The following is a 23,920-nucleotide window of genomic DNA, read 5'->3' on the forward strand; positions in this document are numbered from 1 at the left end:
CGTGGCCCGTGCCGCGCTTCACCCGAACAGCCATGTTCTCCTCCAGAACGACAAAGGGCCCCCTGCGTCCTCTACTCGCAGGGGGCCCTGAGGGGGTAGGTCAGGCGGTCTCGCCGAGCAACCAGTCCGCCAGGCGGATGACGGCCTCCGGGTCGACGGCCGCGCGGATACCGAACGGGCCGGCGGCCGTGAAGCTCAGGATGTCGCGCGCCTTGACGGCCGCGGAGTGTCGACGGTCCACGTCGGCAGCGTCCTGAGCGGCCGACACGCGGATGTGGTCAGCGAGTTCGGGGTCTTCGTCGACCTCTGCCGGCGTCGTCTCACGACGAACGGAGTGGCACCACGCGCTGTACTCCTCCCCGTCAACGGCCACGAGATACGGGTAGCGGTCACCGGGGTCCAGGCTCTCGACCACGCCCGCCTGTCCGTCCAGTCGGGTAATGCGGGCAGGATACTCACGAACGACCACCACGCGGTCCCCGACCTTGATCGGCTCGCTTGCGGGGGCCGGCTCGTTCTCCCCCAGGATGTTGGTCAGCTCGTCACGCAGCCGACGGGTCTCGGCCTCCGTCATGTGTGCCGACTCGTCGGCCAGACCGACGAAGGCGGCCGACTGGTTGAACGCCGACGGCTTGACGGTAAGCGTCACGACCGACGGGCGGTTGATCGTCGTCTTCGTCAGGTTGATCCGGGTCACTGTATCTCCTCTGTCGCGTTCTTCAGCCGGCCAGGTAGTCGGCAAGCTTGATCAGGTCGTCGGCGGTGGCGGAGGGCGGAAGCAGCGCCTTGACGCGTTCCAGGAGTTCGGCGCGGGTGAGGGCCGTCGGCTCGTCGATGACGCGTTCCACGTGTGTCGTCCACCGACGGTCGTACTCAAGTTCATCGAGCTGCACGAGATAGGGGCACGAGTCCGTGTCGATCTGCCGCAGGTGCCCAACCTGCCCGTACCATCCGTGGCCCAGCTCAGTGATCCGCACACGGTCCCCGACACGGAGCGGGCGGTCCGTCGTCACCCCGCCATCGATCTCGTCGGCCAGCGCGAGCAACCTGCGGGCGAACTCCCGGGCCGGGCCCGGCTCCAGGAACGCGGACATCACGGCGTCGTCGCGGCGGAAGGCGTGGAGGCTGATCGTTTCGACGTCGCGCTCAGCCAGGATGTAGTCCCCGGCGCGCACTCGACACTGAGCCTTGATCTCGTTCATCTCTCCTCTTTCAGGATCGGTTTTACGCGAGTCGCGTGAGTCGACTTACGGGGCTCAGCGCAGCAGTTCCTCCGCAGCGCTCCAGCTCTCGGCGTCGCGCTGCCTGTCGTAGGCGTCTCGGGCGTCCTCGTCCCAGCCGGCGGCCTCGTCGCTGCGGACGCCGGCCATGTCGTAGCCGTCCAGGGAGGGAAGGTGGTTGCGCATTGCCGTGCCTTTCGGGGGTGTGGGTCGTTGAAGAGACATGAGCGACTTACGCGGCTACACCCAGCACGGTGCGCCCCTGCTGGATACCGTCCCAGCGAATGCGGCGGACTCGTGCGGGGCCAACGCCGATGTGGCCGCCGATCTCGGCGTCTTCCATGGGCGGCATGCCGATGCCATAGCTTCCGCGAAGGACAAGCGCGCGCCGGGCGGTAACGGACGCCAGCACGATGTCCGCGAGGTCCCGGGCGTCCGAGGCGTCGGCAGCGGACGAGACGTCCGCCAGAGTGTCACCCAGGGTCATACTGCCCTCCTGGTCGTCGACCGGTCGGTCCAGGCTCTCCACCGGCGTGAGCGCGAAGCAAGCCGCGTCGAAGAGCCGCCGGGAAACGTGGGCGGTCGCGTTGACGATCTCGAACGCCTTGTCCATGTCGCCGCCGGACTGGGCAAGCGCCCGACGCACCCGGACGAGCTTCTGGGGGTCGACGGATCCCGGCCGGGTACCCATCCACGCGGCCGCCACCGCACCGCGAACTGCCGGCCACGCCTTCGTCTGGAGCTGGGCCGTGCCGTCAGTGTCGTAGCTCGACACACTGGTGATTAGCGCGATTCGCGCCTCTTGCATGAGGTCGGCCACATCCTCCCCCGTGGCCTGGCCGGCGGTGACAGTGCGGACGATGTTGGCCAGCATGGGCTCCAGGCTGGCGACGATTGACCACATGGCCTCTCGGTCACCCGTCTTGGCGCTCGTGATGATGTCGGTGGAGATCGTGGCGTTGCTCATTTGCGCCCCCTGGGCTGCTCTGGTGATGCCGGGGTTACTGTGCAAATCGAGAGACCTGTTTGCCTGCTCAGATGTGACCTGCATCACATGACGATCGCCCGATCCGGGCATGCGCTCCCGCGGGCTCTACTTCCGGGGATGACGAAGGCCCCGCCCAACGTGGACGGGGCCTTCGGTCAGGCGCTCTGCGGGTGCGTCAGCGACATTCGGTGATCGGCAAGGTAGTGCAGGGTCAGGCCCGCGTGATCGGCCACCGTCACGTCACAACGAGCTGCGGAGCTGTCTTCCCAGCCCGCTACGACGAGCAGCGCGCTCACGCCGGCCCAGAGCCAGGATGCGTCGCGCTCAGCCACGTCCACGCCGAGCGACGAGGCCACCCACTCCAGGTATCGGATGTCCTCACGCGTCTCCATCGGCCCCGTGAGTCGCGCCGCTCCCTGCGCGATGATCATTCGTGTCGCCAGCTGATGCACCTGCGGCCCCCTCTATGGCGGACTCCCCCTCCCACACAGAGAGAGCCCTGTCCAGTGCTGCCGCCGTACCCTTGACCAGTGCGGCAGCGTGTTTCATGTGCGTGGCGGCCGTGGCCAGCTCGTCAATGACGAGTAGTCGCGCGTCGTCTAGCGCCGTGTCCTCTGTCGGACGTCCGGGGCCGGCACTTGCCCGCCGACCCGTGTTGTCGGGATCGCTCGGGGGGCGTCGCCCCCGCATGTCGCTTACGGCGTCACACATTTCGGCCAACGTGCAGACAGTGGCCAGGTCATGCCGAAGTACGGCCGCCATAGCCTCCACCTGCCGCGTTGCTGGAGTGACGTGGGATGGACTGTAGGTCATGGCACCCTTTCGGACAACGGATTCAGTTCAGTTTTGAACATGTCAGGGCGGGTAGTTTGACCCGTTTTGGTACCTAGTTCAGGGCAAGGTCCGATGACGGACACCTGAGCTGCGCAGCTCATGACCTGCGGGTTTCCTCACACGTGCTCGTGACGCAACCGTTATGAAAATCTGCCGATCGGCGGGTCGCGGCGGGCGTGTTGAGGTGCTGTTACCGCTGGTCACTGGCGCTGTGTGAGGCAGCCTGTACGTGTAGCTACCGCCCCGGAGCCCCGTGTGCCAGTTGTGAAGGTGTCAGCCGGCTCGTCCCCCTTGGCTCCGTTGCACGCCGCGCAGGCAGGCACAAGATTCGACGGGCCGTCAAGCCCCCCGCGCGAAAGAGGGACCACGTGATCGAGCTGCATGTCCGTCAGTGGGCCGTCGCAGTAGAAGCAGCCGTACCAGCCGCGTTCGTCCCACACGGCCATGAGAGTCCGCAGGTCGGGGCGGGGGCGGGGGTTAGCTGGCCTTAGCACGGGTACCACCCAGACCGGTCGCCGGGCCGGTCGAACGAGGCCACCTTGCGCAGATTCGAAAGCCTGTTCCCTTTGTCGGTGGCCCCCGCTACCGTCGTCACATGTCACTCGAACCGCTTCCCGCATCACGCTCGCGCCAGCTCTGCCGCGTGCGCTGCCTCGGGATGCGCGGCGTACCAGGTGTCGTTTTCGATCATGACGCCCGCCTTCTTCATGTAAAGCGATCCCCAGCTACGCCCACCCACGTCCGGGTCGGTGTCCAGGGGCACGCCCATGAAATCCATGGACATGATCTTTCCGATCTCGCGCGCCACTTCTTCGGCCTCCAACTCCGGCGCAGAGGCAACGAGTTCGTCATGCACGGGAAGGAGGAGGTACTCCGTCAACCCGGCTTCGTCCAGGTCCAAGAGGGCTTGGCAGAGGACATCGCGTGCCGTCGACTGCACGGCGTAGTTCGTGGCGGCGTACACGCGGTCACGGTCCAGCGGAAGCCGTCGTCCTGCTGGCGTCCACACCACGTAGCCGGCCGCGCGCGCGTCGCGCTGGAGCTGTCGCGAGTACCGCTTGATGCCGGGGTACACGCGGTCGTAAGCAGCGATCGCGGTCTTGACCTCCGGGAGCGGCGCCCCCGTCTGGCGGGAGAGCGTCAGCGCTCCACCCCCATAAACCTTGCCAAAACCCACACCCTTGCCTATCTTTCGATGGTGCTTGGTGAATTTGGCGCCCCAAATCAATTCCGCCGTGAAGTCGTGGAGGTCTCGGCCCTGCGCGATGGCGCGCTTCATGGTGACCTCGTCCGCCAGGGCGGCCAGGACACGCATCTCCACCGCGGAGTAGTCCACGGAGATGATGCGGTGGCCCTCGTCGGCCATGAGCGCGCGGCGAATCGTCCAGTCCCCGGAGGGGAGTTGCTGGAGCGGCGGGTTGGAGATGGACATGCGGGCGGTCCGGGCCTGAAGCGAATTGATCTTGCAGTGGCTGCGACCATTGGCGTCAAGGCCGTCCCGCAGCGCGACGCCGTACGACGACTTCCACTTCCCCGCCCGCTTCGACCGAAGTACGGCGTCCGCCAGCGGGTTCGGCGTGCGTGTTTCGCGCGGCTGCCACTGACCGTCGAGATCGGCCAGATCGAGCAGGATGGCCTTGTCCACCTTGAGTGCCCCGGACGGGGTCCGCTCCGTCAGCGTCTCGCCCATGCCCAGCAGCGCGGCCGACACCTGCGCCGTCGCGTTGACGGACGCTACGCCGTACCGCGACGCAATGGCCGACTGCCGGCCTGCCTCTTCCTCCAGTCGACCAACAAGACCGCGAACGTAGTCGACGTCCACCCTCATGCCCCGCCGCTCCATGCGGGCGCAGAGCAGCATCACACGGTGCTCGAAGTCCACGAGCCGCTGACTGATGCCGTACTCCCGCAGCTTGCTTTGGAGCTTAGGCAGCAGACGGGCGCCCAGGATGACGTCCAGGCCTGCGTAGAGCAGGTAGGTGGGGTGCCAAATGTCGATCTTGGCAAAGCCGGTGGCCTTCGTCAGTCCCATGTGGTTGAAAATCGCCGTCAGGTCGCCCTGAGTGTCCGGCGCCGACGGGTCAACGTACGCCCCGGAGAGAGGCTTGAGGCCGAGCCCGACTCCACCTTCTTGTGGCTGCCGTGGGTCGCAGAGATGGGCGTACACGCGGGAGTCGCTCACCTTCGGGCCCAACTCCTCCAGCGGCACGCCAGCATGGCGGTCCAGGACGAGCAGGTCAAAGGGCGCGTTGTGGATCGTGAGCGAGGGAAGCACCCGGAGCGCCCAGCGTGCGGCCTCCAGCAGCGCGCGGCCGATCTCCACGGGCAGGACCCACGCGGTAACGGCGTCGCCGAACTGAACTGTGCGGAGACGGTAGGTCGGACTGAATGTGTCGAGCCCGCTCGTCTCGGTATCGACCGCCACGACACCGCCCCTGGCGGCCTGATCGTGAACCCAGAGACGAAAAGCGTCCAGATCCCGGATGTCCTCCGGCACCTGGACGCTTACCTCGTCTCCCGCCACCGTGTGACGGAAGTACCTCACGCTGCCTCCCTCACCTGCCCGAATATGTCGCTCGGCCCGCCGGCGGGTGCCGCAGGCTGCTCGCTGTCTCCGTCCTCCGCCCGTCGCTTCTCCGCGTCGGTGGCCAGACGGATCCCGTTGAAGCCCCATCGGCCGCCGCTTTTGTGCTTGCGAAACCCGCGCGACTCCATCTCCACGCCGAGAGCCCAGCCGGACAGCACTTCCTTCCGGCTGAGGCCGGCGTCCTCTGCCCAGTCCGCGTAGGCCCGACGGAGCTGCATCGGCTGAACGCGGGCGCCTTCCTCGCGGACGAGGCAGGCAGTGATGAACTCCTCTAGACGGTCTTCGCTCTCGCGGTAGTCGGTCGTCGCTGCCTGGACGGTGGATGGCTCTTCGAGCCCGTGGGCGTACCACTCCGCCGCTCCGTCCACGGCCCACGCGAGAATGCCCTCTGCCTCAGCACGCAGGGCGGCCGGGAGAGTCGGATCCGCCTTCGCACCGCGGAACGTGGCCTCAAAGGGGATCAGCTTTACGCGGCGCCAGATGCCGAGATCCTGCGAGAGGATCGCAGGCCTGTAGTTGCCGGCCACGAGCAGCAGGAACTGCGGGACGTACGTGAAGGGATTCGCGTGGAGGTTCCGGCACGTCACCGGGTCGCCGCCGGTCAACTGCTTGACCAGCGCCTCCGCCAGGCGCGAGTACTTCTCTGTCTCCGACGCCGTCACCAGCCTGGCGCCCCTCAACGCGGCCAATTCAGGCGACGCCTGGCCAACGTTCACGCGCTGCTCGAACGTGCTGAACTCCGTGCTCTTCGTGATGCCCTTGAAGACGTGGCCAAGGGCGTCCAGGAACGCAGACTTGCCGTTCGCTCCCTGACCGTGCAAGAACGCAAAGCACTGCTCCCGCGTCGACCCCGAGACGCCATACCCGACGAGCCTCTTCATGTACCCGGGCAGTTCGGGGTGATGGGGGAACACTTCCGACAGGAAGAGCAGCCACCGAGCAGCGGGCGCCCCCGGGACGTAGCGAACCGCCAGACGGCGTGTGATCATGTCCGCCGGGTCGTGTGGTCGCAGGGTCTTTGTCGGCAGGTGGAGCGTGCCGTTAGCGACACAGAGGAGTTCCGGGTCCGCGTCGAAGTCACCCGCGTCAGCCGGCACGCCGGGAACCGACGGCAGCTCCTTCAGAATCCCCTCAATGTGGCGGCTGGTGAGCGCCTTCAACGCCAACCGGCGCTCAGCATCCCCGCCCTCCGCGATCATCTCCGCGCCCATGCGGTGGAGTGCCCGGCGGACGGCGTCCTGACCCGTGACCCAGATAGATCCGTCCCACGTCAGGAAGCCGAGCCCGCTCGCGTACCGGACTCCCCCGCCAGACGCCCGCATGTAGTCGCGGAGGCGGACGGCCAGGCCGACGTCAGTGCTGTCGAAGGCTTCCCGGGCGGAGCCTGCCAGGACGGGAAGGTCGTCCCCCTCGTCCTCGATCACAGCCGGCGCGGACGGGGTCGGCGGCTCCGGCTCGTCCAAGTCGACAGGCTCAGCCATGCGTACCGCCCGGTGAAGAGCGGCAGGGAAGGCTGCCGGGTCACGCTCCCGCCAGTCGGTCAGGTCGTCGCCCTCGTGGGGCAGGACCAGCTGTCGGCCGTAGATTCCGTGTGCGGCCAGGGAGCGAGCGAGAGCGGTGGAGAACCCCCTGCCGGCCCGGTCCGCGTCGCCCGCGAAGACGACGTCACGGCCGCGCAGGACGTCAGCCAGCTCACGCACGACGTCAGCACTCTGTGCGAGCCCGGCACCGCGGATCACCACAGCGTCGTAACCCACACCAGCGGCCGTCAGTCCGTCTCCCGGGCCCTCCGTGACCAGCACCGTGTCATAGCCGGAGCCTGCCGAGAGGAGTCCCCACTTCGCCCACGTCCGGCCGTCAACGTTGGCGAGCGATACCCAGCGCGCGGGGCACTTCCCGCCAATGTCCCGTCCCTGCAGTCCACGCGCGATGCCGTCAGCACCGGTCAGCGGGACCGTGATGCGCGGGTGTCGACTGAACCCACGGCTAAGCCACCTCTGAGGACGGTCACCGGGGGCCGCGTAGCCGATGCCCAGATCCTCCGCCAGTTCCAGGCCGACGCCGAAGCGACGGGCCAAGTAGTCGACGGCCTCCGGGCAGCCCGGGAGCGCATCGGCCCACTCGTCCGCGACAACCCGAAGCCCGGCTATCTCGCCCGGACCGATCGACTCGGGCGGGGCCGCGGACACGGTCCGGGTCGCGGTGCCCGGGGTGACGTCGAAGAGGTCCGACGTCGACAGGCGGAGCGCCTTCAGGACGTCGTCCTTCATGCAGCCGGCGCGGCAGACGAGCAGGAGCTTCCCGTCCTCCCGGAGGGTCAGCTTCAGCGACGGCGTCCGCCGGTCCGCGTGGACGGGGCAGAGCGCTAGGTAGCCGTCGTGGTCCTCCGTGACGCCCTTCAGCCGGCCTAGCAGGTCCGACAGTCGCACGAGCGGTCTCCTCTCTTCTGGGAATGCGAAAGAGGGGCGCCCTCCGAAGAGAGCGCCCCGTGTGAGTTGCGTGGTGTCAATCCGCGAACTCGGTGGTCCAGTCCTCGGGCGGGATCTCCACGTAGACGCGACCCGACGGCGTGTGCTCCAGGCTGAAGATGATCAGGTCACGGGGGCCGGACCAGCGCCGGCCCCGACGAGCGGTGTCGATAGCGCGTCGGACGCCCAACTTCGACGGGTGGCCCACCCACGTTGCGCGTCGGTCTGCCGAGTAGCTGATGTACGGGTCCACGCCGCTCACTCCTCGTCCGGGACGTCCTCGACGCTGAGCACCTCGTCCAGGCTCAGCGAGTACCCCGCGTGCTTGTCGCCCAGCTCCAACGCGATGTCAACTGCGTCGTCCGGGCTCCGGTCCCAGTGTCCGCTGTACGTCAGCCACCCCGTGAAATGAATTTGCTTCGCCATCAGTGCCCCTCTCCGTGTCGCTGGACGTGGTCCGCGTAGACCGTCGGCGCAATGGCCTGAAGGGTCTGCTCCGCGTCCTTCAGGCGGTTCACCAGCCGAACATCCGTCGCCAAATCCCGGACGACGTAGCCGGCCGCGACCCCTGCCCGGCGCCGCTTCACCACGGAACAGCCGTAGGGCTGGCCCGCGTTGATCGCCTCCCGGTTGGCCTGCGCGATGTAGTCGGCCAGCGTGATGCGTTGCTCGTCCTTGCACTCGGCGGCGTGAAGGTAATAGCCGTCCAGGTCCCCGATGTCCGCCCGGCCCATCTGCACGTTGCGGCGGGCGGCCGGATTGTGGTGTTCCTGGAGGTAGGCGCGAACGGCGGACTCCCACTCGGTTCCGCGCTTCTTCGATGGGTTAGCCATCGACACCGCCCCGTACTACGCCGATGATCAGGCCCAGCAGGGTGCCGATACCAGGCCAGTCCCGAGCAGCCTTGGCCTGAAGATCTGCCACGACGCGCTCACGAACCGCCGCGTCCACGTCCGGTGTCGGCCCAATGTGCGCCGGCGCCGTGCCGTCCGCCTTCCGCAGGACAACGGTGTTGTATCCGAGTTGGCCAGTCCGCTGACGTGGAATCTCCGCCATGCCGTCAACCGCGGAAAGCTCGATGTCCATTACGATGCCGGTCCGGCCCTGCTTCGCGCGCCCGACCTTGACGCGACCGGACGTGGTGGAGGCCGAAAGGATGTAGTCCCCGGGCTCGATCTCGACGCCGAAACTGTCCTTCACTCAGTCACCTCCGCCGGCTTCACATCGCCCCGGAGGACGGCATCCGCAGTCTCTCGAACCGCCTCCAGCAGCACGTCAACAGCGCGCCCAGCCGGGGAGCCGGCCAACTCACGGTGGTAAGCGAGGCACAGCCGTACCACGACGTCCTGAAGAGCGCCCGCCACGAGCGCCCGAACGGCGTCCGGGGCCGGCTCCGACGTCAGCGGGGTGCCGCTCTCCGTGCAGGGAACGAGAGGACCCCAGATTCCCTCTACGTACGTACGAGAGCCGGTAGCCGCAAACGCGTCCGCCCGCCGGCCGTCACTGTGGCGATGGTGAACCAGTTCACCAGGGGTTGCCGCCCACACGTCCCCGTCCCGGTCCTTCAGGTACTCAGTCACGGAACCACTCTCCCCATTCCAGTTCGGTCTCCTCGATGTGCGCCGTCCCGCCCTCCCGCTCCACGACGGTGCGCTGTGCGACAGCCTGAGCCGCGTTGTCGTAGGGGCCGAAAACGTGACCAGCGGCGTACGGCTCGCGCATCCCGGGGCGTGCTGGCCGGGTGCAAGCGTCGTCAACCTCGGTGCGGTAAAGGCGTTCTGCGTTAGGGCGGATCTTGGCTGTCACTCGCCGCCACCCCAGTAGTCCCCGTAGCCGGCCACATCGCAGCCGTGCGAGACATAGGTCAGAAGGCTGACCTCCACGGCCGTGACGCCCTGCGCCCGCCACGATTCCACGAGGGTCCGGGCAGTGCCCGCGTCATCCGCATAGTGCACCGCCTCCGTCTCCACCGTGGCGCCGTTGACCTCACGCACCCAGCGGGAGCGGACGCGGTAAATCTCGCCGTCGAAGACGCCCATCAACGCTGCCTCTCCTCTCGGCGCAGCCACAGCCGGTGCGCCCCTTCGATCAGCACGGCCAGTAGCAGGGCCGCCAGCGCAATGCAGCCGGCGGCCCAGAGGGCGCCGACGATGTAGATCAGCAGCCCGTTCACTCCGCCGTCACCTCCGCGTGAATCACGCGTGCACCGCGCGTGATCGCGACGCCGACAGCGTCCATGTAGCGCGGCCAGTCACGCCGGCCGGTGGCTCCCGCCGCGACGATGATCAAGTCGCGCTCACCGAGAGCCCGGACGTCACCCAGTGCGGGGGCGGCGTCCGGGCTGATGATGGAGACCGCCATCAGTCGGTGATCTTCGTCAGGGGTCCGTGCTCGTCGATCACACCGTGCAGTGCACGGCAGGCGAAGCGGATGTCCCCCATCGTCGCCAGCGGGATTCCGTCTGCGTCTCGGGTCAGGCGCCACACGTCGCCGTCCTGGTCGCGGTACTCCGCCGTCAGGTCGTAGGTCACGCTGTTGTAGACGAAGATCGAGCCGGCCGGAGCATCATCCGTGATGCGCTCGACCCGACGAGCGTTGATGATGCCCCCGTTGTCCAACTCGACGCGATACGGGTGAAGTTCACCGTCGCGGGGCGTCCACGTTCCGTCGGTCCGGATTACGCGGCCGGTCGTCCCGTGGAACTCCTCCGCGTGCTTCGCCTCCAGCACCCGCACCCGGTCACCGACCTTGATCGGCTCGTCTGCGGGCGCCGGCTTCAGGCGGCTCTCGCTGCTGGTCTCGTGCGAGCCGTCGGCGTTCTTCACGACGTACCACGGCCGGTCGGGGTCGTACTTGTCCACGAAGGGCCCGGCCTCCACGGTGCAGCTCTCGCCGTAGGCGAGCACCCGGTCACCGTGCTTGTAGGTGGGGACGGCCGTCAGGTCACCGGCGTCGAACGTGCCGTGTCGGCCGGGGTGACTCTCCAACTCCACAAGGAATCGGGTCGCCTCGTCGCTGAGGGCAGGGGCGTAGGGTCCGAATCGGACGACACCCTGGCCGAAGGTCCGATGCGCCACCTTGTCGCCCAGCTTGAACGTCTGCTGCTCCGTCACGCTGTCTCTCCTCCAGTACTACATGGCGAAGCCCCCGCATCATCGGTGTGCGGGGGCTCAGAGTTCGGATGTGCGTCAGGCCTGCGGGGCGTCCGGCGGCTGCTGGTAGCCGGTCACGGCGAAGTGCTCAACCGCGACAGCGACGACCTTCCGCGTCTTCCGCTGGATCTGCCCGGAGTCGCGGCCCGTCGGCTGGACGAGCAGCTCCGGGTGCGACCGCCCGCGCGCGTCCTTGACGGAGCTGATCTGAAGGACGATGCCCTCCGAGTTGCGGACGGTGTTGCCCTGTCGGGACGGGTAGACGCCGATGCTGCCCTCTCGGATGTCCTGGCCCGTGAAGTCGGTGAGCTTGCGTGCCATGTGGTCTCTCCTCTGCTGCACTACAGTTGGTGGCGCCCGGTCCTGCGGCCCTTTACATCGCAGGACCGGGCGCAGCTCGTCATCAGGCCGCGTCGGCCAGCGGGACGGCAGCCTCGTAGGCGCCGAGTACCTTGATCACGGGGCGGGTGTAGTTGACGAGCGTCCCCTTCTTGGGGCCCTTCTTGATCGTGAACTCCACGGGGTCCAGGGTCAGCATCGCCCGGGCCGGCCCGCCGACCTGGTCGAGCGCCTCCAGCACCTCATGCAGGGTGGCTGCCAGGTCCCACGCGCCGGAGCGGAAGCGGAACCGGCCGAGGTCCGGATCCTCCTGAAGCTTGAAGGTCGTCACGATGTTCGGCTTGGGAGCGCGCCCGATCTTCGCCTCCGCCTTGCGCGCCGCAAAGCTCTCCGGGCAACCGCAGGGCTGACCCTTCTTCTCGTCATCCAGGAACTCCACGCCGTCGCAGTGGTGCAGCAGCTCACTGCCGAACTGCCCGTAGAGGCGCATGTCCGACTGGATCGCCGAAGCGCTGTCGATGATGATGCCGACGCTTGGCGCGGTGGTCAGGACCTCCAGCGTGTCCTCACTCTCCGTCGCCCACTCCGCTGGCGTGCCGCCGAAGAGTGCCGCGATGCGGGCCGCCACGACCGGGTCCCCGGTTGTCACGCGCCACTCGTCAAGGCTCTCCGGCATCGGCGGACGCGAAGGCCGGTCAGGGTCGACCACCATGCGGCCGGATCGGAAGCGGCCCACTACGTCGTCCGCAAAGGACGCGCGCGGCTTCGGCTTGGCCTCCGGGTCGGTGTCCCACAGTCGCAGTCCAGCCATGTATCTACCTCTCGTTGGTGTCTTCGTCTACCTCTGCGCTCCCCCGAGCGGGGTACTCAAGGGTTACTGTGCAAATCGGCGGTTCTGTTTGCCTCCACCGCAAGCAGTCCCGAGAGTCGACTCACGGGACTGCTCACGGCCGTACAGGTGGGCGTAGAGCCACACGGCACCGCCCACAAACGCCGCCTGCCCGGCGCGGGCGTGGAGAGGGCGTCGACGGATGCCCAGCACGGCCCGCAGGTGGCTGGAGAGCGGCGCATCAGGGTGGCGAGAGCGAAGTGCGATCGTCTCCGCGACGGCGAAGGCGCCGGCCCACGTCAGCCAGACGCAGGACCAGCGGGCGCGCGGGGTCATCGGGTGTCCCGACGGATGAGAGGCACGTACGCCCGGCCCTCGCGCTCTGCCTCCCACAGTTCGTAGAGACAGCCGTACACCACGCGAAGGCGGTCCCGGTGCTGGCCTTCCTCGCCCGTGAACGCCCACCCGTGGATCTGCCTGACGTCGTCGGCGAAGGCGCGAACGCGACGGAGTTCCGTCATGCGACGCTGCACGGAGGGTCGCAGCTCGTCAACGAAGCTCTTGCTCCGGCGAACCTCCGCGTCGTGCCGGACAGTCGCCTCCGTCGCTCGCTTCCGGGCGGAGAGCCAAGCGGAGCGGTAGCGGGCAGCCGATCGCCGAGCATGTCCAGCGCTCTCGGCGTACCGGAAGGCGTAGTCCTCGGCGACTCCATGCATCGCACGCAGAATCCGCGCGCGGAAGGCGAGTTCGTCGCGCTGTCGGCGAACCGCCTCCAGGCCCCGACTCAGCCCGCGGAACCGCTCCTTCTCCTGCCCCAGTTGCCAGCGCAGTTCGTACGACCATGTCGCCCGGTAGTCGTAGCCCTCGCAGAACTTGCACCGGGCCGAGCGGCCGTGCCACGGGGTCTCCCGGAACTCCAGCCGAGGCTTGCGCCGGTAGCAGCCGGCGCATTTCAGCGCGGTGTGGTCGTCGCGGAGCTGCTGCGCGAAGTACTCAGCGAAGGTGACCACGGGGCCCCCTACGGGTTCGGACGCTGCTGGTCTGAAAGATCACGAGCAGAGCAAGCGCTTCACTCCACGTCGGCCGCGCACCCATTGACGTGAACGCCCACCCGGGCTCAAAAACGTGCCAGCGCTGGCCCACTCGTCGGATGCGCCACTGGGAGGCCCTCACGACGCCTCCAGGTCCGTGAGCAGCGCGGAGGCGCCGTCCCAGTCGTCCACGTCTCCGAAATCGCGGACGAGCCGGAGCGCGCGACGGACGAGCGCCAGCTCTGCCGTGGTGACCTCTACGGTGACGTGGTCCGGCGGCTTGATCGTGGCCATCAGCTCTCTCCCCTGGCGTCGTAGTCGCCCTGGTACGCGTTCACCGCGTTGACGAGCACGCTCCGCTGCGAATGCGACAGACGTGCGTGGTTTGCGCGCACACACGCGTCGATGACGGCCGCATCTGCCGTCGCGTGCCTCCATTCCTGAACGCCAGCCAGGGCGCCGGGGACCGGACGGCTCCCGACCCGGCGACGCAGCCGTATCTCCACTACACAGCTGAAGTACTCCCGGCGGATCCGGTAGAACATCCCCTCCGGCAGCGCCGGCGCGCCGAGCGCCACGAGGTCGAGCTTCATCCCTTGCCTCCCGTCAGCAGATTGGCGAGCCACCGGCCGGCCACGTACTCCGCCATGGCGGACGACCAACCGCGGGCCTCCATGTCGCGCCGCATGCCGTCGGCAGCGTCGAAGAAGGGGACGAGGTGTTCGCGCACTTCCAGCAGGCCTTCCGACACGCTCGCGGACTCAGTCACCGGCGCCGCACTCCTCCGCCAGCTCAGCTGCGCCGCGCAGTACCCTCGCGAGCCGGCGCGCGTCATCCGGCGCCAGCAGCGCGTCACCGTCGTCGCCGTGCGGGTCGGTCCAGTCGAGCGCGACGTCCGCACCGTGGATGTAGACGTGGAAGCTCTTGCCTCCGATGGACTTGATCATCTCTAGCTCTCCTCTCCTGCAAGGAATCGAGCGACCGCCATCACGTCGCCCACTTCGTAGCCGTCAGGCCACGCGTGCTCCGCGACGAAACGCCGGGCTGTGCGGAGGATCAGCAGCCGGTCCGCGACGAGGTCAGCTACCAGGTCATCCGGGTCCCAGTCCTCTGGCGGGGGCATTACGGCTGCTCCGGGTCGATGTAGTCCGCAATGCTGGCCGGGATAGTCGCAGAGTCCCACCAGTCCCAGTCACGCCCTTCGCCAGAGTCGAGAACCCGGCGCACCCGCTCCGCCAGCTCATGAGCGTGGGCGTGGAGAAGGTCGTCGAGCATCTCCGCCAGGCGGTCGTACTCTTCACCGTGCCAGCGGTCCAGGTCGGCATGGATCTCAGCGCGGACAGCTGCGACGGTGCGCTTCACAGCCACTCTTCCTCCCCCTTCTGGTTCCACTGCGACAGCCTGTGCAGTGAGCGAAGGTCACCCATCGTCAGCCCGGTACGGACGCCCGGACCATAGATGTTGGATGTGGCGTGGATCATCATCCTGTCGTCCGGCTCGTCATCGTAGATCGCAACGACGTGTGCGAGGGCCTCCGCCGGCGTCGTCGGAGGTTCGGGGCAGCACTCCAGGGTTTCGCGCCGAAGACTGCTCACCGGACACCCCTCTCCCACATCTCCCGAGCCTCGTCCTGGCATTCCACGCCAAGCCGGCGCAACGTGGCCTGTGCGCGCGGTACCCAGTGCGACGGCCAGTCGCCGATCTCCGCGTAGGCTCGGACCTCGCCCACGTCGACACCGACAAGCCAGGCCAGGAAGGCGGCGTCCGTCGGCGGACGCTGGCGGATGAGCTGCTTCGTCGCACCGTTGGTGCGGCGGGTCGCGGTGCCCTCCGAACGCAAGTGGGGGTATCGGGTCTCGCGGAAGCGGCGGACGCCGTTGGCGGGCTTCATTAGGACTCCTCCTTCAAAGCGGCGTTCAGGTCGTCCACGGAGGCGGTGCGCTTCCCTTTCAGCACGGCTCGGAGCCGGCCAAACAACGCACGCACGCGCGCCTGCTCAGCGTCCGCCACGTCACGCCAGCGTTGTGCGCGGGTCTCTGCGGACTCCCGATTGAGCTTCTGGAGCTTGATCTCCGCAACAAGCTCTTCGCGCGTCCACGAGGCGTAGGTGTTGGCCAGCGCTTCGTCTGCCTTGCGCTGCTGCTCCGCCGACTCCAGCCGGCGCCGCTCCAGTGCCTCCCAGATGTCGGCGCCGGATCCGGACGTGCCCGCGGAGTACTTCGCTCCCTGACCAGGCTCCGGAGCCCCGTCGACAAACCCCGCCCAGCCGGTTACGAGCCACTGACTCAGCGCGTCGTGAAGCTGAGACACCTCGTCCCGGGTAAGGACGAACGACCTACCAGCACCCGTCGTGGGATGGAAGACGCGGATCAGCACTGTGTCGCTGATGGGCTGCTTGTGCGTCGCCCCTACAGCAATGGCGCTGCGCCCAGACGTGGCCAGTTCCTCGTTCAAGGTGTGGGTTCTGCTGAACAGATACACGCCCGCTCCTTTCTGTGCCTGTACGCCGAAAGCCCCCGGCGCCGAAGCAACCGGGGGCTCAAGGGAGTTGCTAGGTCGTCAGCGCTCGGAGTGCGGATACGTCGCCCATCCTGCGATCAGGACAAGCAGGAACGCGGCGTGGAAGCCGACGGCTGGAACCTCCGCGTACTGTGTGTGCAGGCTCCCGATGAACAGCATCACCAGCCAACTCCGCACGAGCAGACTGATCACGGAACCCACGAGCTCCACCGCGATCTCCGCACCGCTCTTGTCAGACATCTGCGTTCACTTCCTCTTCGTCAGCGCGGGAGCCGGCTTCGGCTGCACGGTCTTCGTAACGGTCGTCTTCGGGTGGTGCACGTCGATGTCCACGTCGCAGCCATCGGGGCTGTCCCCTGCCGCACAGCCGGACAGCACGAGTGCCGAAGCCGCCAGCAACGGGGCGAGCGCACGTCTCACGCTGCCGCCTCCCACTTCCCCCGGTCGTGGTTGTCCAGGGTGACCTTGTAGACCGTCCTGCTCTGCGAGTGGTACACGCAGATGCCCTCCGGGTTCATGAAACCGGGAACGGCGAACGAGCCAGCACGCCGCAGCTCTGCCATCACGAAGACGATCATCTCTTCGCGGAACGTGCCCCGGTAGAGCACCGGAACGACGTCGACCACGCCGCACAGCGACGACTGCTCCGCTCGGGAGTGCATCGACTCGCCGTCCGGGCCGGCCTTGTGCCACCGGTCGACGTTGAAGAGCGAGAAGCGGCGGTCCACCACATGCGACTCGTCACCGACCGGTCGCTCCGTCAGCCCGTACCGGCGCTGGATTCCCTGCCCCCACCACTCACCGAAGTGGAGGCCCGGACCGAGGATGTGAGCCAGTTCGTCGGCGTTGTCCGCTACCCACCGCGCGAAGCCGTAGTTGTCGCTGTCCGGCGTGATGATGCGGTTTCGCGACTGCGCGGCCACCTGACCGTCAGGGCTGACGTGAATGCCGGCGTTGGTGCCGTCGATCTTCTCCGTGATGATGATGTCCCGGAAGAGTCGCGGGGTCTTGCCCATGTCCACGAACTCAGGTGCGTAGCCGGTCACTTGCTCTCCTCCAGGTCCTTCACAGCGATGTCGAACCCGTAGCCGTAGTAGAACGGGTTACCGCAGCTCCATCCCACCGAGAGCTCCAGCACGTCACCCATGTCGGCGTAGATGTGCCAGGTCGTGTACTCGTCGGTGGTTCCGACGCCGGTGATGATGTGGTCCACGCGATCCGGGTGCAGCAGGAAGCCAGAGAGTTCCGTGTACGCGCAGCAGTCACCCGCGTTCCGGAGCTCGACCCGTTTCCCGTTGTCAAGGGTGATCACGAGCCGGGGCGGACCGTCGTAGTTCCACAGGGACTGGCCGTCCTCGTGGGCCTCCACCTTGACGATCCGGTGACCCACCACGGCTTCCCGGAGGGAGTCCACGTTCTCCGGCATCGTGCCGTCGTCGTCGTACTCGCCCAGTTCCTCAGCGGGGTACAGGCTCACTTACCGCTCTCCTTCTCCAGTTCGGTGATCTTGAGCGCCTGGCGAACGATGGTCTCCCGAAGCGGACCCTCCGCGGACAGTGCCCGAGCGGCGTCCACGACCCGAGCCATGTGGTCCTCGTCCCAGCGGTGTCCGGGGCCAGAGTCGATGTCCACGCCGAGAATGGACGCGACCTGCGCCACGATTTCGCGTGCCTGACCTCCGCGCTCGTTCTCCGCGTTGACGGCATCCCACTTGGCCTCTGCGGCCTCGTCGCGGATGTGCTGCGTCAGGCCGTCCCACGCTTCCCGCGTCAGCCGGATCCTGGCGCTTGTCATGGCTCCCACGTCGAAGACTCCGCGCCCTGCCGGCGTCGCGCGATACTCCACTGACACCCCTGAGTCGACAACGATTTGCACGTCGCCATTCGGCATGTCCACGAATCGCGCGCGAGTGCCGGCCGTCGCATCACGCGTCGTCACGCTGCCCGCCTCTCCGTACCGGTCTCTGCGGTTCCGGTCTGCCACACCGGCTTGCCGAGCACCGTCTTCTTCCGATCCCGCTCCCACTGAAAGATGGGAAGCAGCGACAGGAAAACGTCGAACAGGTCGTCAGAGCATGAGACCGGCACGAGCTTTGCACCCTCCGGTCGCACGTGAAGTACGGCAGCCGCGTCAATCGCCGGCACCGGAACGGACGAGCCATCGACCGCCAAGATGATGCGGTTTGCCATCGCGTACGCCTTGAGCTGGAGCGCGACGTCCTCGTGCACGCCGGAGCGGGTGGTCTTCCAGTCCAGGATCACCGTCTCACCATCGATCCGAGCGATCGCGTCGAACGAGCCGGCGTAGCCGTGATCGTCGCTCCAGACGGTCTCTTCCAGGAAGAGGAACTCCGGCTGCATCTCCTGGAGGAACGTGGCAAAGTGCGTCGCATACCGCACCATGTCGGGGCTGACGCGCCCCACTCGCTCTCCACGGGCCAGGCGCTCAAAGATGTCGTGCGCCTGGCTGCCGACGCTCGCAGCCTGACGGGTGAACCGATCCGGCGCGCGCTTCAGGTAGTCAATCGCGCCTTCGGGGTCGGTCCGGGCGATGCCCTGGACGTGCTCCCAGTGCGAAACGGCCGTTTCGGCCGTCAGCTTGGCGGCCCAGAACTTCAGGAAGTCCTTGGGGAGCATGCTGAGCACGCTCGTCACGCCCGGGACCTTGATCTCGCCGTTGTCCGGGTCGATGTAGAAACGGGACTGGCCCCGCTTGATCGTCGCTACTACCACAGTGTCTCCCTCTGCTGTCGGGTGCAGAGGGGTTACTGTGCAGAATGGCCGGTCCTGTTTGCCCCGGCGTCAAGATCTTTCGTCGTCAGCCTCCCCGGGTCCAAAGTGCCCAAACAACGGCCCTTTTCCTATTTACTCTTACACGCGTTAAGGGGTTTAGAAATAAGGGGTCAGTACGGCACTTTGGCCAGTCGGGCACTTCAACGTCCCCGCCGGAGGGACGACGGGGACTCTGGGCGACGAACCAACACGCAGTGTTAGCGCTTGCCTGCCTTGCGGACGACGCCCCGAAGGGTCTGTGCGGATTTGATCAGCTCAGCAAGCCGCGAGTCCAGCACACCCCGCTGCTCCGGGGTCATGTCGTCGATGATGACGTCAGCCTGCATTCCACCGATCACACGGGTAAGCATCTCGGACAGCCGCAGGTGGTCCGCCACCTGCCGCGCGCCCGGCGCCTCACGGACTCCGGCCTCGTCTGGAACGAGCTGGCTTGACGTCTCCTCCGCTCTGGCGGACACGACAAGCGCCCGGGTGACCCCGCGCCGATCAGCCTGACGTCCTTGGGCCGACTTTTCCTTCAGGCCAAGCGCCGCGATCTCCTCGGGAGGAACTGCTGCCCGTAGCACCTGCGAGATGTGATAGCGCACCGAAGCCTGTGTAGTGGCCCTCGCGTCCGCAGGGACTCCAGCGTCCCGGTAGATCGATGCAGCCTTTTGGATGTAAGCGTAAGACGAGCCGGCGGGGTCGTCCATCTGCAACCGCACCGCGACCAGCACAGCTGCGAGACTTCGCAGAATCGTGGTGTCTGCGTGCTGGAGCTGCGTGTGCGCGCGGATTAGAGCCTGAGCCTGCGCCGTCAGAACGTCCATGGGTTCGTCGCGCACGTCATCCAACGTCACGGACGCCGGAATCGTAGCCCGCGTAGTTGCTGTCTGACGTCGACGGGCAGGGAGCTTGGCCTCCGACACGGGGCCTCCATCGGGTAGTTGGGGCGGCAGCCTACCAAGCCACGGTGAAGCCGTGGCACGCGGTGCCGCCAGCGGTGACTAGGCGGGCGTCGTGGCCGCGAACAGGGCGCCACAGATCTCGCACCGGATCGGCCCAGCGTTCAGCGTGCTGGCAGGAAGTTCGATCCTTCTGGGAGGGGTGCAAGCGCAGTGAGCCGTGACGCGCGTCCGACTTCTCGCAGTCTCCCGGCGCGGAGCCAATACGGGAAGAGCTGCCGCAATGGCCTGTTCCAGCTCAGCCAGAAGGGGGGCCGTCCCGGGGTACGCCTTGGCCCGATCAGACAGCACCACGTCTCGGAACCCGCTGGAGGCCGGCGCGGGCTGTCCCGTTGGCCAGCTCAGTCCGACGACGTCCGCGGCCTCCGCAAATCGTCGGTTGTGGTAGCTGCCCCTACGGGTCGTGTCGGAGATGCCCTTTCCCCAGTTCAGGAGGTGTGCGGCGTCATGCAGAACTGCCGTAAGCGTGGCCTCTGCCCCCTCCTCCAGGGTGTCCCGGCTAACGGCAATCTGGACGGCGGACCCATCTCCCCATCGCTCCGGACCGTGGTCCGACGAAGGGTGCTGCGTGGTGATTGCGATCGTGACCGGCGGGAGGGTCGGGTGAAACCCGCAGATACCGTCCCATAGTCGGGTCAGCACATCTGAGAGAGAGCGGTCAGGGGATGGCGGTGTCATGAGGCGACCCTAACCGGCTTGTGTTGCGCAGAACAACAATGGTTCGTCGGCGTGGCTAAAAAGCCGCCCTAAAAACGCAAAAAGCCCCGTCCTCCCACTGGGGAAGACGGGGCTTTTGTCAGGTGCGTTACTTCTCGACGGGCGTGACTCGGGACCGAGTCTGCTCACCCATGGCGATCTGGAGGACGAAGAGGACGATACCGGTCACCTGGCCTGCGACGCTCTGGTTTGCCAGCGCCGGCACGAAGACCGCCAAGGCGACAACGCCAGACATGACAGCCGCTCGTACTCGGGCCGGCTCGGTGATGAGCAGCGTCCGCAGCCAGGTGACTGCGGACGCTGCCACGAGCTGAGCAGTGGACTTGATCCACGCGAGGATCTTGCGCATGGGCTCCCTTACTGGTGGGCCCGGCCGTAGTGCCGGGCGGATTCCGCGTCCAAGACGCGCTTGTGGAAGAGCTGGACGGCGGACTCCAGGTCAGCGACGGACCCGGCGTTCATGATCGTGCAGTCCGCGTCCTCCGGCCCCAACGCGCCCTCGCTTTCGTGGACGAGGTGCGGGATGCCGGGGCGGTCGATGTAGAGGAGATGGAAGCCCCGGGAGCGGAGCATCTCGGCTTCGTTGGCGTATCGGACATCGGTGACGACGCACGCGCGTCCAGCGTCGTTGGCTGCGTCGGCCTTCGTCAGCGCAGCGCGCAGCCAGAACTCCGGGTCGATGGCGCGGATGGCGGCCCCGAGTTCCTGGAGAAAGCGGCGGACCTCCGGCCACGCCTTTGCCCCCTCCCACCCTTCCTCGTCGACGTGCTGCGAGAGACGAACCTCGTCAACACCGTGGTTGGCCGGGTTGTACTCGTCTTCCCACTCGTCGGCCGTGATGATCGGATCGATCTTCAGTGCCGCGTCCTTCAACGCGTCCGCGAACGCCTCCCTCTGATACCCGCGCTCGCGAACGAGCCAGGCTCCGGCGGTGTCCTTGCCCGCCCTGGCCCGGCCGATGATGCCGATGTTCATGTCGCTCCCCTCGGTGAGACGTCTCGCAGGGGATTACTGTGCGGATCGGCGATTCTGTTTGCCCTTCGGCTCAGTTTTCGGGCCGGCGCATGAGCAGGTGTTCGGCGTCGTGGCCGGCCTGCCAGGCACGGACGTCCGTGACATCCTCGCGTAGCTCTGCGACGTCGGAGCGTAGCTCGTCACGCACGGCCGCCAGCTGAGCGGCCAGTCCCGCACCGAGCACTGCCACACTCTCTCGCGTGGCGGCCCCCTCCTCCTGTGCTGCCCCACGGGCGCGACGAAGGCCGAGAACGGCCGGCACCGTGGCTGCTCCCACGACACCGGCCGCACTGATAGCCGCGATGATGATCTCTGGGCTCATCGCATCAGCCGCTTCCACGTCTCCGGGCCCGGGTAACCGTCCGCGTCATTGCCGCGCCAGCCCTGAGCGCGCTGGAAAGCAGCGGTGGCCCGACGGTCGGCCTCAGTCCAGGTCGGGCCCGGGCCCTGCTTGTAGTACGCGCCGTAGCCGTGGCGGACGAGGGCCTGGCCCAGCTGCGTGACGTAGCGGTTCGACGCGCCAGCGTGGAAGTACCGGTCACCGGGGAAGGCCGGCGGGGCGGCCGGGGCTGGCTTCGACGTTGAGGCGGCCGGGATGCTCTTGCCCTGGCCGTTCACGAGGTAGCTCCATGTCGTCGGCCCCGGGATGCCGTCCGCGTCCGCCCCGCTCCAGCCCTGTGCGGCCTGGAAGGACGCGACAGCTGCCCGATCAGCGCTGCCCCACGACGGGCCGGCACCGACGGAGTAGAAGCGTCCGGCGCCCCGCTTGATCAGCATCTCCCCGAGCCGAGTGACGTAGGCGTTGCTCGCGCCCGGACCGAACTTGTCGGCGCCAGGGAAGGCCGACGTCGGGGCTGGATTCGTCGGCTGCGGGGCCGGCACTGGAGTCGGCGCGGGCGTCGGAACGGTCGGCGCCGTCGGGGTCTCCCCAGGGACAGCCGGCACAGTGATGACGTCGCCAGGCTTGATCACGTCGGGGTGGCTTGCTACGCCCGGGTTCAGTCCCAGGATCACGCTCAGCGCGACACCCGCAGCAGCCGCGATACCCGCGAGGGTCTGGCCGGCCTTGACGACGACGCTCTTCGTCGCTGGGGCCGAGGCGGGCGCGTCACCGATTACCCACTTCGCCTCCACCGCCCGTCGCGGACCGTGCGCGAAGTCGGGGTGGCCGTAGCCGTAGGTGTACGCGTCCCGGCGACGGCGGGTCTTGCGGTAGACGCCGTCACCCTCCGCGCTACCGTTGTTGTTGGTGTTGCCCTCAACGGTGGTGATCGTGGTGTCATCGAAGTCGATCACGAGCCCCGTGTGCGAGCCACCGCCGGGTCCGAAGAAGACCTGCGCACCCACGCTGGGATAGTCCGAGAAGCGACCCCGCGCACGGAACCACGCGACGCCAGTGGAGCACGAGGCCGTGTTGGGGTAGACGTCGGCGTTGCCGGACTTCAGCGCGAGCCAGGATACGAAAGTGGCGCACCACGGTTCGCCGTCGTTCGACACCCATGCCTGTCCAGGAACCTCTGCCGCGTACTTCTCGCGGTTGTTCCAGCTGCCGTTCGGGTTTCGACCTTCGTGGTAACCGACTTCAGGGAGCGCGACCGCGATGATCGCGGCGGGGGACGTCGACATACAGACCCTCCTCAGGGCATAAAGAAAGCCCCTGCGCCAGACGGCGGGGGCTGCGTGGTGCAGGTTGGGTCAGCTGGCGGACTCGTAACTGATCGACCAGGACAACTCGTTGGTGTCTGCGGTGGCAACGGGGGTGCTGTCGCCCACGTTGGTGGTGTAGGCGCTCATGAGCTGCTGCGTCACAAACCCAACCTTCGTCCCGCCCGCGCTCAACACGCAGGTGCCCAGGTACTCGTTGCTGCCCGGCCGTACGTAGCTCGCGGGTCCTCGCACCGGCATAGTCAGGGTGGCTGCCGGCACAGGCAGGGACATGTACCAGAAGCCGCTCCCACCGTTCGTCAGCGGGCCACACCTCAGGTATCCAATCCACGTCACCCGGCGGCCGTCCTTGACGTAGCGGCTCGTCAGGATGCCGCCCACTCCGAGCGTTGGGTTCACGGAGTCAGCGGTCCACGTCGGGGTGTACGTGGTCCAGGCGCCGGCCGGTGTGTACGTCCTCCACGCGGCCCCGTCGTAGATCTCCAGCCGCGCCTCCGCGGCCAGCCAGACCGTCATGCCGGCCACGGGTGTGGGCAGGGCCGCCGAGCGGGCCGTAGCGCTGGCGAAGCGCATGACGGTCTGGCCGACAATGCCATTGACCAGGGTTGAGAGCCCCGCTTCCGCGTTCGGTGCGTCGCCCAGTACCGGGTACGGGATGTTCTGCTGAAAGGCGTCAGTTCCGGGCATGCGGCCCCCTCCCCGCCAGATGCGGGCTCGTCGGTTGTTGGCTAGGCAAGGGCGTCCACCACGAGCCAACTGCCAGTGGCGTTCCGTGTGGCCATGACGGTGTCTCCGACGGTGGGCGCGTAGCTCTTCAGGT

40 protein-coding genes are annotated in these 23,920 nt (G+C 67.4%); all 40 read right to left on the bottom strand.

Annotated elements, in window-relative coordinates; translation table 11 throughout:
• Positions 1–100: 100 nt before the first annotated feature.
• The 40 genes from ACIF6L_RS26395 to ACIF6L_RS26590 all read right to left on the bottom strand — a co-directional run bounded on the left by ACIF6L_RS26395 (position 101) and on the right by ACIF6L_RS26590 (position 23,787).
• Positions 101–697: a hypothetical protein gene (locus ACIF6L_RS26395; RefSeq protein ID WP_396490376.1), complete on the bottom strand. Its 597-nt coding sequence runs from the start codon at positions 695–697 to the stop codon at positions 101–103.
• A gap of 22 nt (positions 698–719) precedes the next feature.
• A complete protein-coding gene (locus tag ACIF6L_RS26400) occupies positions 720–1,202 on the bottom strand; it encodes a hypothetical protein (RefSeq protein ID WP_396490375.1) in 483 nt (160 codons plus the stop codon).
• 54 nt (positions 1,203–1,256) lie between these two features.
• On the bottom strand, positions 1,257–1,406 hold the full coding sequence (locus tag ACIF6L_RS26405) for a hypothetical protein (RefSeq protein WP_396490373.1): 150 nt from the start codon (positions 1,404–1,406) through the stop codon (positions 1,257–1,259).
• A gap of 46 nt (positions 1,407–1,452) precedes the next feature.
• Positions 1,453–2,187, bottom strand: coding sequence for a helix-turn-helix domain-containing protein (locus ACIF6L_RS26410; RefSeq protein ID WP_396490371.1), 735 nt, complete (start codon positions 2,185–2,187; stop codon positions 1,453–1,455).
• Positions 2,188–2,363: 176 nt separating this feature from the next.
• On the bottom strand, positions 2,364–2,639 hold the full coding sequence (locus tag ACIF6L_RS26415) for a hypothetical protein (RefSeq protein ID WP_396490369.1): 276 nt from the start codon (positions 2,637–2,639) through the stop codon (positions 2,364–2,366).
• A gap of 603 nt (positions 2,640–3,242) precedes the next feature.
• Positions 3,243–3,662, bottom strand: coding sequence for an HNH endonuclease (locus tag ACIF6L_RS26420; protein WP_396492599.1), 420 nt, complete (start codon positions 3,660–3,662; stop codon positions 3,243–3,245).
• A complete protein-coding gene (locus ACIF6L_RS26425; RefSeq protein ID WP_396490367.1) occupies positions 3,662–5,587 on the bottom strand; it encodes a DNA polymerase in 1,926 nt (641 codons plus the stop codon). Before ACIF6L_RS26425 ends, ACIF6L_RS26420 begins: the two co-directional genes overlap by 1 nt.
• Positions 5,584–8,058, bottom strand: a complete 2,475-nt coding sequence (locus ACIF6L_RS26430; RefSeq protein WP_396490366.1) for a phage/plasmid primase, P4 family — start codon at positions 8,056–8,058, stop codon at positions 5,584–5,586. Before ACIF6L_RS26430 ends, ACIF6L_RS26425 begins: the two co-directional genes overlap by 4 nt.
• 76 nt (positions 8,059–8,134) lie before the next feature.
• Entirely contained in the window at positions 8,135–8,350 is a 216-nt protein-coding gene (locus ACIF6L_RS26435) for a hypothetical protein (protein WP_396490365.1), read from the bottom strand.
• 5 nt (positions 8,351–8,355) lie between these two features.
• Positions 8,356–8,523: a hypothetical protein gene (locus ACIF6L_RS26440; RefSeq protein WP_396490364.1), complete on the bottom strand. Its 168-nt coding sequence runs from the start codon at positions 8,521–8,523 to the stop codon at positions 8,356–8,358.
• A complete protein-coding gene (locus ACIF6L_RS26445) occupies positions 8,523–8,930 on the bottom strand; it encodes a hypothetical protein (RefSeq protein ID WP_396490363.1) in 408 nt (135 codons plus the stop codon). Before ACIF6L_RS26445 ends, ACIF6L_RS26440 begins: the two co-directional genes overlap by 1 nt.
• Positions 8,923–9,297 carry a hypothetical protein gene (locus ACIF6L_RS26450; RefSeq protein WP_396490362.1) on the bottom strand — a complete coding sequence of 125 codons (375 nt, stop codon included), beginning with the start codon at positions 9,295–9,297 and terminating at the stop codon, positions 8,923–8,925. Before ACIF6L_RS26450 ends, ACIF6L_RS26445 begins: the two co-directional genes overlap by 8 nt.
• Positions 9,294–9,677: a hypothetical protein gene (locus ACIF6L_RS26455; RefSeq protein WP_396490361.1), complete on the bottom strand. Its 384-nt coding sequence runs from the start codon at positions 9,675–9,677 to the stop codon at positions 9,294–9,296. The genes ACIF6L_RS26450 and ACIF6L_RS26455 overlap by 4 nt, the downstream gene beginning before the upstream one ends.
• On the bottom strand, positions 9,670–9,903 hold the full coding sequence (locus tag ACIF6L_RS26460) for a hypothetical protein (protein ID WP_396490360.1): 234 nt from the start codon (positions 9,901–9,903) through the stop codon (positions 9,670–9,672). The genes ACIF6L_RS26455 and ACIF6L_RS26460 overlap by 8 nt, the downstream gene beginning before the upstream one ends.
• On the bottom strand, positions 9,900–10,136 hold the full coding sequence (locus tag ACIF6L_RS26465; protein ID WP_396490359.1) for a hypothetical protein: 237 nt from the start codon (positions 10,134–10,136) through the stop codon (positions 9,900–9,902). Before ACIF6L_RS26465 ends, ACIF6L_RS26460 begins: the two co-directional genes overlap by 4 nt.
• Positions 10,136–10,270 (bottom strand): hypothetical protein, encoded by a 135-nt coding sequence (locus tag ACIF6L_RS26470; protein WP_396490358.1) that lies wholly within the window; start codon positions 10,268–10,270, stop codon positions 10,136–10,138. Before ACIF6L_RS26470 ends, ACIF6L_RS26465 begins: the two co-directional genes overlap by 1 nt.
• A complete protein-coding gene (locus ACIF6L_RS26475; protein ID WP_396490357.1) occupies positions 10,267–10,458 on the bottom strand; it encodes a hypothetical protein in 192 nt (63 codons plus the stop codon). The genes ACIF6L_RS26470 and ACIF6L_RS26475 overlap by 4 nt, the downstream gene beginning before the upstream one ends.
• Positions 10,458–11,210, bottom strand: a complete 753-nt coding sequence (locus ACIF6L_RS26480) for a phiSA1p31-related protein (RefSeq protein WP_396490355.1) — start codon at positions 11,208–11,210, stop codon at positions 10,458–10,460. The genes ACIF6L_RS26475 and ACIF6L_RS26480 overlap by 1 nt, the downstream gene beginning before the upstream one ends.
• 75 nt (positions 11,211–11,285) lie before the next feature.
• On the bottom strand, positions 11,286–11,570 hold the full coding sequence (locus ACIF6L_RS26485; protein ID WP_396490353.1) for a hypothetical protein: 285 nt from the start codon (positions 11,568–11,570) through the stop codon (positions 11,286–11,288).
• 82 nt (positions 11,571–11,652) lie between these two features.
• Complete coding sequence (locus ACIF6L_RS26490; RefSeq protein ID WP_396490351.1) at positions 11,653–12,399, bottom strand: hypothetical protein; 747 nt, start codon at positions 12,397–12,399, stop codon at positions 11,653–11,655.
• 350 nt (positions 12,400–12,749) lie between these two features.
• Entirely contained in the window at positions 12,750–13,427 is a 678-nt protein-coding gene (locus tag ACIF6L_RS26495; protein WP_396490350.1) for a hypothetical protein, read from the bottom strand.
• 159 nt (positions 13,428–13,586) lie between these two features.
• Positions 13,587–13,742, bottom strand: coding sequence for a hypothetical protein (locus ACIF6L_RS26500; protein WP_396490348.1), 156 nt, complete (start codon positions 13,740–13,742; stop codon positions 13,587–13,589).
• The gene (locus ACIF6L_RS26505; protein ID WP_396490346.1) at positions 13,742–14,041 is read right to left on the bottom strand and encodes a hypothetical protein; all 300 of its coding nucleotides are present in this window, start codon (positions 14,039–14,041) and stop codon (positions 13,742–13,744) included. The genes ACIF6L_RS26500 and ACIF6L_RS26505 overlap by 1 nt, the downstream gene beginning before the upstream one ends.
• Positions 14,038–14,217, bottom strand: coding sequence for a hypothetical protein (locus ACIF6L_RS26510; protein WP_396490344.1), 180 nt, complete (start codon positions 14,215–14,217; stop codon positions 14,038–14,040). Before ACIF6L_RS26510 ends, ACIF6L_RS26505 begins: the two co-directional genes overlap by 4 nt.
• On the bottom strand, positions 14,210–14,395 hold the full coding sequence (locus ACIF6L_RS26515) for a hypothetical protein (protein ID WP_396490343.1): 186 nt from the start codon (positions 14,393–14,395) through the stop codon (positions 14,210–14,212). The genes ACIF6L_RS26510 and ACIF6L_RS26515 overlap by 8 nt, the downstream gene beginning before the upstream one ends.
• Positions 14,396–14,570: 175 nt before the next feature.
• The gene (locus ACIF6L_RS26520) at positions 14,571–14,810 is read right to left on the bottom strand and encodes a hypothetical protein (protein ID WP_396490342.1); all 240 of its coding nucleotides are present in this window, start codon (positions 14,808–14,810) and stop codon (positions 14,571–14,573) included.
• Positions 14,807–15,043: a hypothetical protein gene (locus ACIF6L_RS26525; protein ID WP_396490341.1), complete on the bottom strand. Its 237-nt coding sequence runs from the start codon at positions 15,041–15,043 to the stop codon at positions 14,807–14,809. The genes ACIF6L_RS26520 and ACIF6L_RS26525 overlap by 4 nt, the downstream gene beginning before the upstream one ends.
• On the bottom strand, positions 15,040–15,339 hold the full coding sequence (locus ACIF6L_RS26530; protein WP_396490339.1) for a hypothetical protein: 300 nt from the start codon (positions 15,337–15,339) through the stop codon (positions 15,040–15,042). The genes ACIF6L_RS26525 and ACIF6L_RS26530 overlap by 4 nt, the downstream gene beginning before the upstream one ends.
• Positions 15,339–15,929: a hypothetical protein gene (locus ACIF6L_RS26535; RefSeq protein ID WP_396490337.1), complete on the bottom strand. Its 591-nt coding sequence runs from the start codon at positions 15,927–15,929 to the stop codon at positions 15,339–15,341. Before ACIF6L_RS26535 ends, ACIF6L_RS26530 begins: the two co-directional genes overlap by 1 nt.
• Before the next feature lie 78 nt (positions 15,930–16,007).
• Positions 16,008–16,208 carry a hypothetical protein gene (locus tag ACIF6L_RS26540; protein ID WP_396490336.1) on the bottom strand — a complete coding sequence of 67 codons (201 nt, stop codon included), beginning with the start codon at positions 16,206–16,208 and terminating at the stop codon, positions 16,008–16,010.
• 176 nt (positions 16,209–16,384) lie between these two features.
• Positions 16,385–17,014: an RNA ligase family protein gene (locus tag ACIF6L_RS26545; RefSeq protein ID WP_396490334.1), complete on the bottom strand. Its 630-nt coding sequence runs from the start codon at positions 17,012–17,014 to the stop codon at positions 16,385–16,387.
• Complete coding sequence (locus ACIF6L_RS26550) at positions 17,011–17,445, bottom strand: hypothetical protein (RefSeq protein WP_396490333.1); 435 nt, start codon at positions 17,443–17,445, stop codon at positions 17,011–17,013. The genes ACIF6L_RS26545 and ACIF6L_RS26550 overlap by 4 nt, the downstream gene beginning before the upstream one ends.
• The gene (locus tag ACIF6L_RS26555; protein WP_396490331.1) at positions 17,442–17,906 is read right to left on the bottom strand and encodes a hypothetical protein; all 465 of its coding nucleotides are present in this window, start codon (positions 17,904–17,906) and stop codon (positions 17,442–17,444) included. The genes ACIF6L_RS26550 and ACIF6L_RS26555 overlap by 4 nt, the downstream gene beginning before the upstream one ends.
• On the bottom strand, positions 17,903–18,700 hold the full coding sequence (locus tag ACIF6L_RS26560) for a hypothetical protein (protein ID WP_396490330.1): 798 nt from the start codon (positions 18,698–18,700) through the stop codon (positions 17,903–17,905). Before ACIF6L_RS26560 ends, ACIF6L_RS26555 begins: the two co-directional genes overlap by 4 nt.
• 257 nt (positions 18,701–18,957) lie before the next feature.
• The gene (locus ACIF6L_RS26565) at positions 18,958–19,599 is read right to left on the bottom strand and encodes a hypothetical protein (protein ID WP_396490329.1); all 642 of its coding nucleotides are present in this window, start codon (positions 19,597–19,599) and stop codon (positions 18,958–18,960) included.
• A 910-nt stretch (positions 19,600–20,509) separates the two neighbouring features.
• Positions 20,510–20,770 (bottom strand): hypothetical protein, encoded by a 261-nt coding sequence (locus ACIF6L_RS26570; RefSeq protein WP_396490327.1) that lies wholly within the window; start codon positions 20,768–20,770, stop codon positions 20,510–20,512.
• A gap of 8 nt (positions 20,771–20,778) precedes the next feature.
• On the bottom strand, positions 20,779–21,396 hold the full coding sequence (locus ACIF6L_RS26575; protein WP_396490325.1) for a hypothetical protein: 618 nt from the start codon (positions 21,394–21,396) through the stop codon (positions 20,779–20,781).
• Between the two features lie 70 nt (positions 21,397–21,466).
• The gene (locus ACIF6L_RS26580; RefSeq protein ID WP_396490324.1) at positions 21,467–21,757 is read right to left on the bottom strand and encodes a hypothetical protein; all 291 of its coding nucleotides are present in this window, start codon (positions 21,755–21,757) and stop codon (positions 21,467–21,469) included.
• Complete coding sequence (locus tag ACIF6L_RS26585; RefSeq protein WP_396490322.1) at positions 21,754–23,061, bottom strand: peptidoglycan-binding protein; 1,308 nt, start codon at positions 23,059–23,061, stop codon at positions 21,754–21,756. The genes ACIF6L_RS26580 and ACIF6L_RS26585 overlap by 4 nt, the downstream gene beginning before the upstream one ends.
• Before the next feature lie 69 nt (positions 23,062–23,130).
• A complete protein-coding gene (locus ACIF6L_RS26590; RefSeq protein WP_396490321.1) occupies positions 23,131–23,787 on the bottom strand; it encodes a hypothetical protein in 657 nt (218 codons plus the stop codon).
• Positions 23,788–23,920 lie beyond the last annotated feature (133 nt).

Origin of the sequence: Kitasatospora sp. NPDC086009, from assembly GCF_044540385.1 — a bacterium.
GTDB lineage: Bacteria > Actinomycetota > Actinomycetes > Streptomycetales > Streptomycetaceae > Kitasatospora.